This window comes from Microbacterium sp. CGR2 (genome assembly GCF_003626735.1).
GTDB lineage: Bacteria > Actinomycetota > Actinomycetes > Actinomycetales > Microbacteriaceae > Microbacterium.
On sequence record NZ_RBHX01000002.1, the window covers coordinates 17,050 to 28,661 of the forward strand.

General features: G+C 66.8%; 13 protein-coding genes. 1 reads left to right on the forward strand and 12 read right to left on the reverse strand.

The window, feature by feature from the left end; all coding sequences use genetic code 11:
* Positions 1-38: 38 nt before the first annotated feature.
* The 10 genes from pheT to infC all read right to left on the reverse strand — a co-directional run bounded on the left by pheT (position 39) and on the right by infC (position 9,323).
* A complete protein-coding gene (gene pheT, locus D7252_RS18500; RefSeq protein ID WP_120777078.1) occupies positions 39-2,543 on the reverse strand; it encodes a phenylalanine--tRNA ligase subunit beta in 2,505 nt (834 codons plus the stop codon).
* Positions 2,543-3,583 (reverse strand): phenylalanine--tRNA ligase subunit alpha, encoded by a 1,041-nt coding sequence (gene pheS / locus D7252_RS18505; RefSeq protein WP_120777079.1) that lies wholly within the window; start codon positions 3,581-3,583, stop codon positions 2,543-2,545. Before pheS ends, pheT begins: the two co-directional genes overlap by 1 nt.
* A gap of 42 nt (positions 3,584-3,625) precedes the next feature.
* Positions 3,626-4,558 (reverse strand): amino acid ABC transporter permease, encoded by a 933-nt coding sequence (locus D7252_RS18510; protein WP_120777285.1) that lies wholly within the window; start codon positions 4,556-4,558, stop codon positions 3,626-3,628.
* On the reverse strand, positions 4,555-5,202 hold the full coding sequence (locus D7252_RS18515; RefSeq protein ID WP_120777080.1) for an amino acid ABC transporter permease: 648 nt from the start codon (positions 5,200-5,202) through the stop codon (positions 4,555-4,557). The genes D7252_RS18510 and D7252_RS18515 overlap by 4 nt, the downstream gene beginning before the upstream one ends.
* 59 nt (positions 5,203-5,261) lie before the next feature.
* Positions 5,262-6,167, reverse strand: coding sequence for a glutamate ABC transporter substrate-binding protein (locus D7252_RS18520; RefSeq protein WP_120777081.1), 906 nt, complete (start codon positions 6,165-6,167; stop codon positions 5,262-5,264).
* A 61-nt stretch (positions 6,168-6,228) separates the two neighbouring features.
* Entirely contained in the window at positions 6,229-6,978 is a 750-nt protein-coding gene (locus D7252_RS18525) for an amino acid ABC transporter ATP-binding protein (RefSeq protein ID WP_374225795.1), read from the reverse strand.
* A gap of 112 nt (positions 6,979-7,090) precedes the next feature.
* On the reverse strand, positions 7,091-7,897 hold the full coding sequence (locus D7252_RS18530) for an RNA methyltransferase (protein WP_120777287.1): 807 nt from the start codon (positions 7,895-7,897) through the stop codon (positions 7,091-7,093).
* A gap of 111 nt (positions 7,898-8,008) precedes the next feature.
* On the reverse strand, positions 8,009-8,395 hold the full coding sequence (gene rplT, locus D7252_RS18535; RefSeq protein ID WP_120777082.1) for a 50S ribosomal protein L20: 387 nt from the start codon (positions 8,393-8,395) through the stop codon (positions 8,009-8,011).
* A 33-nt stretch (positions 8,396-8,428) separates the two neighbouring features.
* On the reverse strand, positions 8,429-8,623 hold the full coding sequence (rpmI, locus tag D7252_RS18540; protein ID WP_017828564.1) for a 50S ribosomal protein L35: 195 nt from the start codon (positions 8,621-8,623) through the stop codon (positions 8,429-8,431).
* A gap of 73 nt (positions 8,624-8,696) precedes the next feature.
* Complete coding sequence (gene infC, locus D7252_RS18545) at positions 8,697-9,323, reverse strand: translation initiation factor IF-3 (protein ID WP_120777083.1); 627 nt, start codon at positions 9,321-9,323, stop codon at positions 8,697-8,699.
* A 254-nt stretch (positions 9,324-9,577) separates the two neighbouring features.
* Between infC and D7252_RS18550 the strand changes: the two genes are divergently transcribed.
* A complete protein-coding gene (locus D7252_RS18550; protein WP_120777084.1) occupies positions 9,578-9,970 on the forward strand; it encodes a DUF1844 domain-containing protein in 393 nt (130 codons plus the stop codon).
* A gap of 27 nt (positions 9,971-9,997) precedes the next feature.
* Here D7252_RS18550 and D7252_RS18555 read toward each other — a convergent pair whose 3' ends face one another.
* Positions 9,998-10,783 carry an SseB family protein gene (locus D7252_RS18555; protein WP_120777085.1) on the reverse strand — a complete coding sequence of 262 codons (786 nt, stop codon included), beginning with the start codon at positions 10,781-10,783 and terminating at the stop codon, positions 9,998-10,000.
* A complete protein-coding gene (gene priA / locus D7252_RS18560) occupies positions 10,767-11,513 on the reverse strand; it encodes a bifunctional 1-(5-phosphoribosyl)-5-((5-phosphoribosylamino)methylideneamino)imidazole-4-carboxamide isomerase/phosphoribosylanthranilate isomerase PriA (protein ID WP_120777086.1) in 747 nt (248 codons plus the stop codon). Before priA ends, D7252_RS18555 begins: the two co-directional genes overlap by 17 nt.
* Between the last annotated feature and the right edge of the window lie 99 nt (positions 11,514-11,612).

Consider the following 11,612-nt stretch of genomic DNA (forward strand, 5'->3'; position numbering starts at 1 on the left):
TTCGCTGGGGTACGCGCCTCAGTCACGGGGTACGCGCCTCAGTCGCGGAGTGCGGCACCGAACAGCTCGGCAGCGGCCGCGACCCCGGCGAGCTTCGCCTCGGTGGCCTCCGCTGCGGTGAGGGTCCGGTCGTCGGCGCGGAAGCGCATCGCGAACGTCAGGCTCTTCGAGCCATCCGGCACTCCCTCGCCGCGGTAGTCGTCGACGAGTCGCACGGATTCGAGCAACGCACCGGCACCATCGGTCAGAGCGGCACGCACATCCCCGGCAGCGACATCCGCGGGAAGCGTGAGCGATACATCCTGGGTGGCGGCCGGGAACGTCGACAGCGACTCGGCGACGATGCGCGCACCCGCGAGCTCGAGAATCCGGTCGAGGTCGATTTCCACGACGGTCGCGCGTCCCGGCAGATCCGCTTCCGCCGCGGCGGCGGGGTGCAGCTCGCCGACGTAGCCGACCTCCTCCGCACCCACGCGAAGTGCACCGGTCCGGCCGGGGTGCAGCGCGGCGCGCTCCGCCTGCACGACGTCGATCTCGACCCCGGCCGCGGCCGCGATCACTCGGACGGCGTCCAGAGCTTCGGTCAACCCTGCCGACTCGGCCGCCCGACCGGGCTGACGGGGCGAGACGTTGCCGGTGAGCAGCACCGCCACGTGTCGATGCTGCGGCGGGATCGACGCGTCGAGTTCCGCGAGCTTCGCATCGGCGGGCCGTTCGCCGAGCGGCGGAACGTCGTCGGTACCGTACTCGACCCCGGCATCCGGCAGGAACACCGCGCCCGTCTCGAAGATCGCGAGATCGGTGAAGCCGCGCGAGATGTTCCGATGCGCGGTCTGCAGCAGACCCGGGATGAGCGAGCGGCGCAGGAACGGAGCCTGACCGTCGAGAGGATTCGCCAGACGGATGCTGGGCAGATGCTCCCCCGTCGGCGATCCGTGCAGGTCGTTCAGCGCCTCCGTCGTGAACGGGAACGCCGGCGTCTCGACGAATCCAGCGGCAGCGAGGGCGTCGGCGACACGACGTCGCCCCTGCTGGTGAGCCGTGAGACCTCGCCCGGACGGCGGGGTGGGCAGCACGGAAGGGATGCGGTCGAGCCCGTGGATGCGGGCCACCTCTTCAGCGAGTGTCCACTTGTCAGTGAGGTCGGGACGCCAGGTCGGCGGGATCACCGTCCAACCGTTCTCGCTGTCGGACACGTCTGCACCGATCGTGGTCAGCGCACCGGTGATCTCCGCATCCGTGTAGTCGACGCCGATGAGTCCCTGCACGAAACCGGCCGGAAGTTCGATCTCGGCCACGAAGACCTCGGCGAACAGCGCTCCGCCCTCTTCGGTGAGCGTGCCACCGGCGAATTCGACCATCAGATCAGCCGCACGGCGCGCCGCGACGAACGGGATCAGCGGGTCGACGCCACGCTCGAAGCGCTTGGATGCCTCGCTGGGCAGCTTGTGCCGGCGAGCCGACCGCGCGATGGTGATCGGATCGAACGCGGCCGCCTCGATCAACACGTTGCGCGTGGTCGCGCTCATCTCCGTCGTGCCGCCGCCCATCACGCCGGCGAGGCCGATGGGACCGGAGTCGTCGGTGATGAGCAGGTCTTCCACGTGGAGGGACCGCTCGACACCGTCGAGGGTGGTCATCTTCTCGCCCGGCGTCGCCCGACGCACGGTGATGCCGCCGGCGAGCTTGTCGAGATCGTAGCCGTGGAGCGGCTGTCCCAGCTCGAGCATCACGTAGTTCGTGATGTCGATCAGGATGCCCAGCGAGCGCATTCCGGCGAGCGACAGGCGAGCCACCATCCACGGCGGGGTGGGACGTGCCGGATCGACGTCGCGCACGACGCGGGTGACGAACTCGCTCGCACCGACGCGGTCGCGCACCGGGGCGACGTCGTCGACGACGGCCGTGTGCCCGCTGCCGGGCTGCAGCTCGGCGAAGTCGCGCTCGGCGGGATCACGGAAGTCCGCGCCGGTGGCGTGTGAGTACTCGCGGGCCACCCCTCGTACCGAGAAGGCATACCCGCGGTCCGGGGTGACGTTGATCTCCACGGCGACGTCATCCAGACCGAGCAGCGCGATCGCGTCGGCACCCACGGGGGCATCGACGCCGAGGTCGGACAGGACGAGGATCCCGTCGTGCTCGTCACCCAGGCCCAGCTCTCGTGCCGATGCGATCATCCCGTCGGAGACGTGGCCGTAGGTCTTGCGCGCGGCGATCGGGAACGGGCCGGGGAGCACGGCGCCCGGCAGCGTCACGACGACCTTGTCACCGGCGACGAAGTTGTGCGCACCGCAGACGATCCCGCGGATGCCGCCGTTCGCCTCGCCGACATCGACCTGACACCAGTTGATCGTCTTACCGTTCGACTGCGGCTCTGCCTCGAGTGAGACCACCTGGCCGACCACGACGGGACCGGAGATCTCGAAGCGGTGCACGTCCTCCTCTTCGAATCCGACGGTCACCAGAGCCGCGAGGACATCCTCGGGCGTGGCATCCGCTGCCAGATCGACGTACTCACGCAACCACGAAAGCGGGACGCGCATCACACCACCATCCCGTACTGCTCACTGAATCGGACATCGCCCTCGGCCATATCGCGCATGTCCTGAACGTCACTGCGGAACATCAGGCCCCGCTCGATACCCATGCCGAACGCGAAACCGCTGTAGACCTCGGGGTCGATCCCGGCAGCGCGCAACACGTTGGGGTTGACCATGCCGCAGCCACCCCACTCGATCCAGCGCGCGCCACCCTTGAAGGTCGGGTGCCAGAGGTCGAGCTCGGCGGAGGGCTCGGTGAAGGGGAAGTAGTTGGTGCGGAAGCGGGTCTTCGCCTCCGGGCCGAACAGCAGCTTCGCGAAATGGTCGAGGGTGCCCTTGAGGTGCGCCATCGTGATGCCCTTGTCGATGACGAGACCCTCGAACTGGGTGAACACCGGCAGGTGCGTGGCGTCGAACTCGTCGGTGCGGTACACGCGACCCGGGCACAGCACGTAGATCGGGACCTCGCGGTCGAGCATCGAGCGCACCTGCACGGGGCTCGTGTGCGTGCGCATCACCAGATGACGCGACGGCGGATCGACGTAGAAGGTGTCCTGCTCCTGGCGGGCGGGGTGGTCGACGTCGAAGTTCAGCGCGTCGAAGTTGAACCATTCGTGCTCGAGCTCCGGGCCCTCCGCGATCTCCCAGCCCATGCCGACGAAGATGTCGGAAACCTGGTCCTGCAGAAGAGTCAGCGGATGCCGTGCGCCGACCCGCGTCCGCGAAGCGACGGCGGTGATGTCGACACGCTCCGCTTCGAGCCGCGCGGCGACCTCAGCGGCGGCGAGTTCCGCTTCCTTGGCCGCGAGAGCCTTGGACACCTGGCCGCGGCCCTGCCCGACGAGCTTGCCGAAAGCGGCCTTGTTCTCGGGAGCGACCTGGCGCATGGACGCATTCAGGACTGCGAGCGGCGATCCGTCTGCGACATGCGCGGCGCGCGCCGCTTTCAGTTCGGCCGTATCGGCGGCCGCAGTTATCGCCGCAAGCGCGGCGGCGACGGCCGTTTCGACCGCCTCCGGGGTGATTTCGGGAGACTCAGACACGAGATGTGAGTCTACCGGCGCTCGGGCGGTCCGCCCGTCCGGTCACCCCGCTCCTGGCCCGTTCCCCATGTCGAACTTGCCGCCTCCGCGTTGCATCGCGATCACTTCGGTGACCGTCGCATCTCCATGCTGGCGCGGGTCAGCGCCACCGAAATCGGGGTTGTAACCCTTGAGTCGCGGCGAACGACGCGTGCGGATCTCGAGCCACTTGGCGATGCCCGAGAGGATCAGACACATGACGATGTAGATGCCGCCGATGACGAACGCCGACTGCAGCACCGGGCGGCCCTGCTGGGACGTGAGCTGCTTGGCGAAGTACAGCAGTTCGGGGTACGTGATGATGAAGCCGAGCGCGGTGTCCTTCAGCGTCACCACGAGCTGGGCGACGATCACCGGGAGCATCGCGCGCACGGCCTGTGGGAACAGGATGAGGCGCATGACACCGCTCTTGCGGAGCCCGATGGCGTAGCCGGCTTCCTTCTGCCCGCGGGGCAGCGATTCGATTCCGGCACGCAGCACTTCGGCGAGCACCGAGCCGTTGTAGACGGTCAGCGCGATGACGACCGCCCAATACGGATCCATCTTGACCCCGAGGGTGGGAAGGCCGTAGTAGAGCAACATCATGAACACGAGCACCGGCACCGCGCGGAAGAACTCCGTGAGGACGGTGACCGGGACCCGGATCCAGGCGCGATCGGAGAGCCGCCCGATGGCGAGCACGAAGGCCAGGACGAGACTCAGGATCGCCGCGAGCCCGAAGGCGGCGAGCGTGCGTCCGAGGGCGCCGAAGATCTGCGTCCAGACGGCACTGAACGTGAAGACATACCAGCGAGACGCGTCGAACTGGCCGCTCTCGTAGAAGCGGAAGCCGATGAAGGCGAGGAGAGCGAGGATGACGACGACGGTCGCCACCCCGATCAGCCGGTTACGGAGGATCGCTTTGGGACCGGGGACGTCGTACAGGACGGAAGTCATCGCGCGATCCTCCACTTGTTCTCGAGATATCGCTGGAGCCAGCTGAGCAGCATGACCAGAGCGACGAAGATGAGCGCCACCCAGAGCAGAACCACGAGCGCGTTCTCGCCGCGCTCACTGAGATAGGAACGGACCGCGCCGAGTTCGACCACAGAGAATCCGGCGGCGACGGTGGTGTTCTTCAGCAGGGCGATGAAGACGCTCATCATCGGGGGCACCACGGAACGGAAAGCCTGAGGAAGGACGACGAGCGACATCACCTGCCCGAACGGCAGCCCGATCGCTCGCGCCGCCTCAGCCTGGCCGACCGGCACCGTGTTGATGCCCGCGCGGATCACCTCGGCGACGTACGTGGCCGTGTAGATGCCGATGGCGAGGATGCCGAGGACGGTGGTGCTGAGCTTCGGCAGTCCGAGCTGCGGATAGCCGAAGATGAAGAAGAAGAAGACGAGGGTCAGCGGCGTGTTACGGATGAGGTTCACGTACACGGTTCCGACGCCGCGGGCGATCGGCACGGGGGCGACACGCATGGCGCCGACGATGATGCCGAGGACCAGGGCGAGCAGCGCGCCGCCGAAGAAGATCAGCAGGGTGTTGCGGATCGCCGTTCCCCACAGATCGAGGTTTCCGAAGATGACGTCCACGCCGTCCTCCCCTTCAGGATGAGGAGGGGGCGGCCTTCGCGGCCGCCCCCTCTGTTCGATTAGTCGACAGCAGGCTGTTCGACTTCGATGCCCGACTCTCCGAGGTTCTTGTCGAAGATCGCCTGCCAGATGTCGCCACCGTCGGTGAAGAGCGTGTTGATGTGCTCCTGCAGCGCGGTGTCATCCTTGGCGAGGCCGACGCCGTAGCGCTCCTCCGTGAACGGCTCGCCGACGACCTTCAGGTTCTCCGGGTCCTGCGCGGCGTAGCCGATGAGGATCGCCTGGTCGGTGGTGACCGCCTGGACCTCGCCGGAGAGCAGAGCCTCGACACACGCGGAGTACAGGTCGTACTCCTTGGTGGGAACCTCCGGGTAGTTGTCGCGGATGTTCTGGATCGGCGTCGAACCCGTCGCCGAGCACACCGTGGTGTCCGCGGTCAGATCCGCTTCGCTCTTGATGTCTTCGTTGTCGGCCGTCACCAGCAGACCCTGACCCGTGATGAAGTACGGACCGGCGAAGTTGATCTGCTCCTTGCGCTTGTCGTTGATGGAGTAGGTGCCGACGTAGTAGTCGACGTCTCCGTTGACGAGCGCCTGCTCGCGGTTGGCCGAGGCGATGGGCTTGAACTCGATCTTGTCCTCGTCGTAGCCGAGCGAGGCCGCGATCCAGCGGGCGATGTCGACGTCGAAGCCGGTGCGCTCCCCCGTCGTGACATCGAGGTAGCCGAGACCGGGCTGGTCCTCCTTGACACCGATGACGACCTGGTCACGCTCGGTGATCGCGTCGAAGGTGGGGCTGCCTTCGAGCTGGACGTCCGAGGCGACCTCGAACCACGTCGAGTCCTCGCCGCCCTCTTCGCCGCCGGTGCCGCCGGGGGTCGACGGGCTGCCGCTGTTGCAGGCCGTGAGCGCCAGCAGAGCTGTCGCCGCGATGCCGATGCCCGCCAGTGTCCGTGTGCGTCGCATGTGCGTCTCCTTCGTGTGCTGTGTGTGCAGGGTCTTGTGTGATCAGCGCGTTCTGCGCAGATCAGTGGGTGAGGAGCTTGGAGAGGAAGTCCTTGGCACGATCGCTCTTCGGGTTCGTGAAGAACTCCTCGGGCGTCGCCTCCTCCACGATGCGACCGTCGGCCATGAAGACCACACGGTCGGCGGCCTTCCGCGCGAAGCCCATCTCATGGGTCACGACGATCATCGTCATGCCGTCATGGGCCAACTCGACCATGACGTCGAGGACCTCGTTGATCATCTCGGGGTCGAGCGCGCTGGTGGGCTCATCGAAGAGCATGACCTTCGGCTGCATGGCCAGAGCGCGAGCGATGGCGACGCGCTGCTGCTGCCCGCCGGAGAGCTGGGCAGGAAGCTTCGACGCCTGCTCTGCCACGCCGACGCGGGTCAGCAGGATCATGGCCTCTTTCTCGGCATCCGCTTTCTTCATGCCGCGGACCTTGATCGGCCCCAGTGTCACGTTCTCCAGAATCGTGAGATGCGCGAAGAGGTTGAAGGACTGGAACACCATGCCCACATCGGCACGAAGGTGCGCGAGCGACTTGCCTTCGGCCGGCAGTTCTTTGCCGTCGATGCTGATCGTGCCGCTGGTGATCGTCTCGAGGCGGTTGATCGTGCGGCACAGCGTCGACTTGCCGGAACCCGATGGGCCGATCACCACGACGACCTCGCCCGAGTCGACGGTGAGGTTGATGTCGGCCAGCGCCTGGAAGTCGCCGTAGTGCTTCTGCACGTTGTCGACCACGACAAGGGGTGTACCAGAGGTCATCATTTCTCCAAACTAGCCAGGTCGAGCGTTCTGGCTCCAGACGCCACGTCGAGCTTTACACGTTCGTGACACGCGGTCGGGTGCGACCGATGATGCTGCGCGGACCGCGCGAGCTCTACCCCGCTGCCCGTTGAGCGAATGCGCTCTCGTACAGGCACACGCTCGCGGCGGTCGCGAGGTTCAGGGATTCGGCACGGCCGAAGATGGGCAGCTTCAGGACGCGATCCGCGAGGGTGAGCGCTTCGTCTTCCAGCCCGTGCGCCTCGTTGCCGAACAGCCAGCCCGTCGGTTCGGCCAGCACTCCCTCTGCGCGAGCCGCAAGCAGGTCGTCGCCTTTCACGTCGGCCGCCAGGATACGGAGGCCCGCCGCATGGGCGCGTGTGACGACGTCGGCGAGGTCTCCCCCGACCGAGATCGGGAGGTGGAACAGGGACCCGGTCGTCGCGCGGACCACCTTCGGGTTATAGGGATCGACCGTACGGCCGGTCAGCACGACGGCATCCGCACCTGCGGCATCAGCCGCTCGGATGATCGTGCCCAGATTCCCGGGGTCTCGCACCTCTTCGCAGATCGCGACCAGACGCGGGGCTGCCGCGAAGATGTCGCGCAGGGAAGTCGGCGTCTGCTGGACCACGGCCACAAGCCCCTGCGGGGTGACTGTGTCGGCCATCGCGTTGAGGACGTACTCGGTCACATACTCGACATCGATCTCGGCATCGCCGGCCTTGGCCCTGATGTCAGGATGCTTCTCCCAGCCGGTCGGCGTGGCGAACAATTCCACGATGGCGTCGGGACGGTAGGTGAGCGCCTCGCGGACCGCCTGCGGCCCTTCGAGGAGGAACAGACCGGTCTCGGTGCGAGCGCTGCGTTTCGTCAGCTTCGCCACGGCACGGACGCGGGGGGACCGGGGGTTTTCCAGCACGATCACAGTCTAGGGTCACGGCCGGTCCCACACCGCAGTGCGTGATGAGACGACCGACGCCAAAACGGGCGCCCTCCCGAAGGAGGACGCCCGTTCTCGTGGTGCGTGTGCTTACGCTGCCGACTTCGGAGCGTTGACGTCGGAGGGCAGAGCCTTCTTCGCCGTCTCGATCAGAGTCGTGAACGTCGCTGCGTCGTTGACCGCGAGGTCGGCGAGCATGCGACGGTCGACCGTGACACCCGCGAGGCCGAGGCCCTGGATGAAGCGGTTGTACGTCATGCCGTTCTGGCGTGCAGCGGCGTTGATGCGCTGGATCCAGAGGCGACGGAAGTCACCCTTGCGCTTGCGACGGTCACGGTACGAGTAGACCAGGGAGTGGATGACCTGCTCTTTGGCCTTGCGGTAGAGGCGCGAACGCTGTCCGCGGTAACCGGAGGCGCGCTCGAGGATGACCCGGCGCTTCTTGTGGGCGTTTACCGCCCGCTTTACTCTTGCCATTTTCCTGTGTTCCTATTCGTGCGTTCGGGCGCTTCAGCGACCGAGAAGCTTCTTCGCGACCTTGGTGTCAGCCTTCGAGAGCACCTGGTCCTGGTTCAGACGACGAGTGCGACGGCTCGACTTGTGCTCGAGGTTGTGGCGCATACCGGCCTGCTGCTTCTTCAGCTTGCCGCTGCCGGTGATCTTGAAGCGCTTCTTAGCACCCGAGTGGGTCTTCTGCTTCGGCATCTTCTCTTCCTTCGTATGGCGCCTTCTCAGGCGACGGTGTCAACCCGCGGTGCGGGAGTTCTGGGGGCGGGAGTTACTCCGCGGGAGCCGGAGCCGGAGCATCCGACTCGCTCTTGGACTCACGAGCCGCCTGCTTGTTCGCGGCGCGCTGTGCATCGCGAGCGGCGTTCTGCTCCTGCTTGGCCTCGGACTTGCTCTTCAGGGGAGCAACGACCATGACCATGTTGCGACCGTCGATCGTCGGATTCGACTCGACGGTGCCGAGCTCGGCGACGTCTTCGGCGAACTTGCGCAGCAGACGCACGCCCTGCTCGGGGCGCGACTGCTCGCGACCACGGAACAGGATCATCGCCTTGACCTTGTCGCCGGCCTTGAGGAAGCCCTCTGCGCGCTTCAGCTTGGTCGTGTAGTCGTGCGCTTCGATCTTCAGGCGGAAGCGGACTTCCTTGAGGATCGTGTTCGCCTGGTTACGGCGAGCTTCCTTGTCCTTCTGGGCGGCCTCGTACTTGAACTTGCCGTAGTCCATGATCTTGACCACGGGCGGCTTCGAGTTCGGGGCGACCTCGACGAGGTCAAGATCGGCTTCCTGCGCAAGGCGCAGCGCCGCTTCGATGCGGACAACGCCGATCTGCTCACCCGCGGGTCCGACGAGGCGGACCTCGGGGACGCGGATGCGCTCATTGGTGCGGGGATCGCTGATAGGTGCTCCTTAGACGATGTGATTCAGCCACCGCGACGCTCTCAGCATCACGGGCGAATTCGGAATCGTCCCCCACCCACCGGCGTTCAGACACCGGCTCGCACCCTGCCTGCCGGTCGGATCTCACGATCGGAACCGGCGGAGTGCTGGACCCGGTAGCCTGGAACGGCAAGCGCGGGTGGGAAGTGAATCCTCTTTCGTACCGGAGCATTACGCTCCGGAGCCCGCCAAAGTCTAACAGAAGGCAAGGCGAAGTGACGAACCAGGTACCGGACGAGGCCAGACGCGAGCGCGAAGAGCGTTGGGCACGGCAAGAGGAAGCGGCATCCTCCGCCACCCGGGACATCGCCGATGTGCCTGCGGTCGAGGTCATCACGACCGCCGCCGTGCACCTGATGAGCGCGGCCGCCGTGAAGCTCGGGTTGGCGGACGACCCCGATTCGGAGCTCGACCTCGACGAAGCCCGCAAGCTGATCAACGCCCTCGCCGGTCTCATCACCGCGGGCGCTCCCGAGATCAGCGACATGCACGCGCGTTCACTGCGCGACGGCCTTCGGTCCCTGCAGCTGGCCTTCCGCGAAGCATCGGTCATTCCCGATCCCATCGGCAAGGGACCGGGCGAGAAGTGGACCGGTCCGGTCAACTAGTCCGACCGGACGGCGCGTCGAGTTCGCTCAGGCGCTGCGGCGCAGTTTGACCGTGAGCGAGTCCGCGAGGACCGCGATGCGATCATCGGACGCCCAGCGCTGAGCGAGTCGGGCGAGCACCGCGTCGAGCACCTCGCGCTCGAGACCGTCGACGAGCTCCAGGACGACGATGAGTTCCGGGCCCCGTAGCCGCGCATCGGGATCGCCCGGAGCGACGGCCACGTCGATCACGGCGAGTTCGTGAGCCACGCTCTCCTGCAGCGCCGCGAAGACCTCCGGCGACAGGAAGCTGGGCTCCCACTCGTGTCCTTGCGCGATCGCCCAGACCGCCGGGCGGCGCAGGACGAACTCGGTGTCCGACGTCGGGTCCAGCACGATCAGGTCGGTGTCCTCCGCGGATGCCGCCAGAGCCGCTCGCACCGCTTCGACGGGAATCGGCCGTGCCGTCGCATCCCAGTTCCTCATGGCGCCGACCGATGAGAAGACGGGCTGAACCCGGCGACCGTCGGGAGCGGCGACCGTGACGATCGACAGCTCCTGCGTCTTGTCGACAGTGAGTCCGTTCGGGGCGACGCCCTCATCGCCTCGCTCGGCGACGAGCGGGATCAGGACCCTGGCGCTCCGGAAGGCGTCGACGACCTCGACCTGAGTGCCCTGACCGGCGCGAAAGCGCAGCACGGCGTCGAGCAGTGCCGGGTCGGCGGAACCGTCATCCGCCGCGTGCGGGTTCGACTCGAAACTCCGGCCCTCCCATGGCACCCCTGCAGAGTCGCCGTGGCCCGGGCCGCCGATGTCGTCAGTCCCCTGCGACATCCAGCGCCTCAGCGAGCGTGAAGGCCTTCGCGTAGAGCGCCTTGCCGACGATCGCGCCCTCCACACCGAGTGGGACGAGCTCGCGAAGAGCGATGATGTCGTCGAGGTTCGAGATTCCGCCGGACGCGACGACGGGCTTCGGTGTGCGGGAAGTCACCTCGCGCAGCAGCTCGAGGTTCGGCCCGCGCAGCGTGCCGTCCTTCGTGACATCGGTGACGACGTAGCGGCTGCAGCCGGCATCCTCGAGACGGTCGAGCACCTCCCAGAGGTCTCCGCCTTCCTTGGTCCAGCCGCGTGCCGCCAGGGTGGTGCCGCGCACGTCCAGTCCCACGGCGATCGCCTCGCCGTAGCGGCTGATGACGTCGGCCGCCCACTCCGGATTCTCCAGGGCGGCGGTGCCGAGGTTGATGCGGCTGGCGCCGCTCTCCAGCGCCGCCTCGAGCGTCGCATCGTCACGGATGCCGCCCGAGAGCTCGACGTTCACGTTCTTGTACTGCTTGATGACCTTGCGGAGGATCGAGGTGTTGCTGCCGCGACCGAAAGCAGCATCGAGGTCGACGAGGTGGATCCACTTCGCACCCTGCGACACCCACTCCCCGGCAGCATCCATCGGGTCGCCGTAGCTGGTCTCGGTGCCGGCCTCGCCCTGGGTGAGGCGGACCGCCTTGCCGCCGGCGACATCGACCGCGGGGAGAAGCGTGAGCGAGGGAGACTGCGCGAAGTCGTTCATGAGTTCCTAAGGTGAGGATACAGATCCGTGGTGCGAGCAGGCGTCGCGGACGCACGAGAACCGAGGGTATCGCGGAGGCAGTCGCCCTCCAAATGCAGG

What these genes read in the sequence shown, in the direction of transcription:
- pheT (WP_120777078.1), bottom strand. Translation starts at nt 2,543, where the DNA reads ATGCGCGTCCCGCTTTCGTGGTTGCGTGAGTACGTCGATCTGGCAGCG.
- D7252_RS18510 (WP_120777285.1), bottom strand. Translation starts at nt 4,558, where the DNA reads ATGACTTCCGTCCTGTACGACGTCCCCGGTCCCAAAGCGATCCTCCGT.
- D7252_RS18520 (WP_120777081.1), bottom strand. Translation starts at nt 6,167, where the DNA reads ATGCGACGCACACGGACACTGGCGGGCATCGGCATCGCGGCGACAGCT.
- D7252_RS18525 (WP_374225795.1), bottom strand. Translation starts at nt 6,978, where the DNA reads ATGATGACCTCTGGTACACCCCTTGTCGTGGTCGACAACGTGCAGAAG.
- rplT (WP_120777082.1), bottom strand. Translation starts at nt 8,395, where the DNA reads ATGGCAAGAGTAAAGCGGGCGGTAAACGCCCACAAGAAGCGCCGGGTC.
- rpmI (WP_017828564.1), bottom strand. Translation starts at nt 8,623, where the DNA reads ATGCCGAAGCAGAAGACCCACTCGGGTGCTAAGAAGCGCTTCAAGATC.
- D7252_RS18555 (WP_120777085.1), bottom strand. Translation starts at nt 10,783, where the DNA reads ATGTCGCAGGGGACTGACGACATCGGCGGCCCGGGCCACGGCGACTCT.
- priA (WP_120777086.1), bottom strand. Translation starts at nt 11,513, where the DNA reads ATGAACGACTTCGCGCAGTCTCCCTCGCTCACGCTTCTCCCCGCGGTC.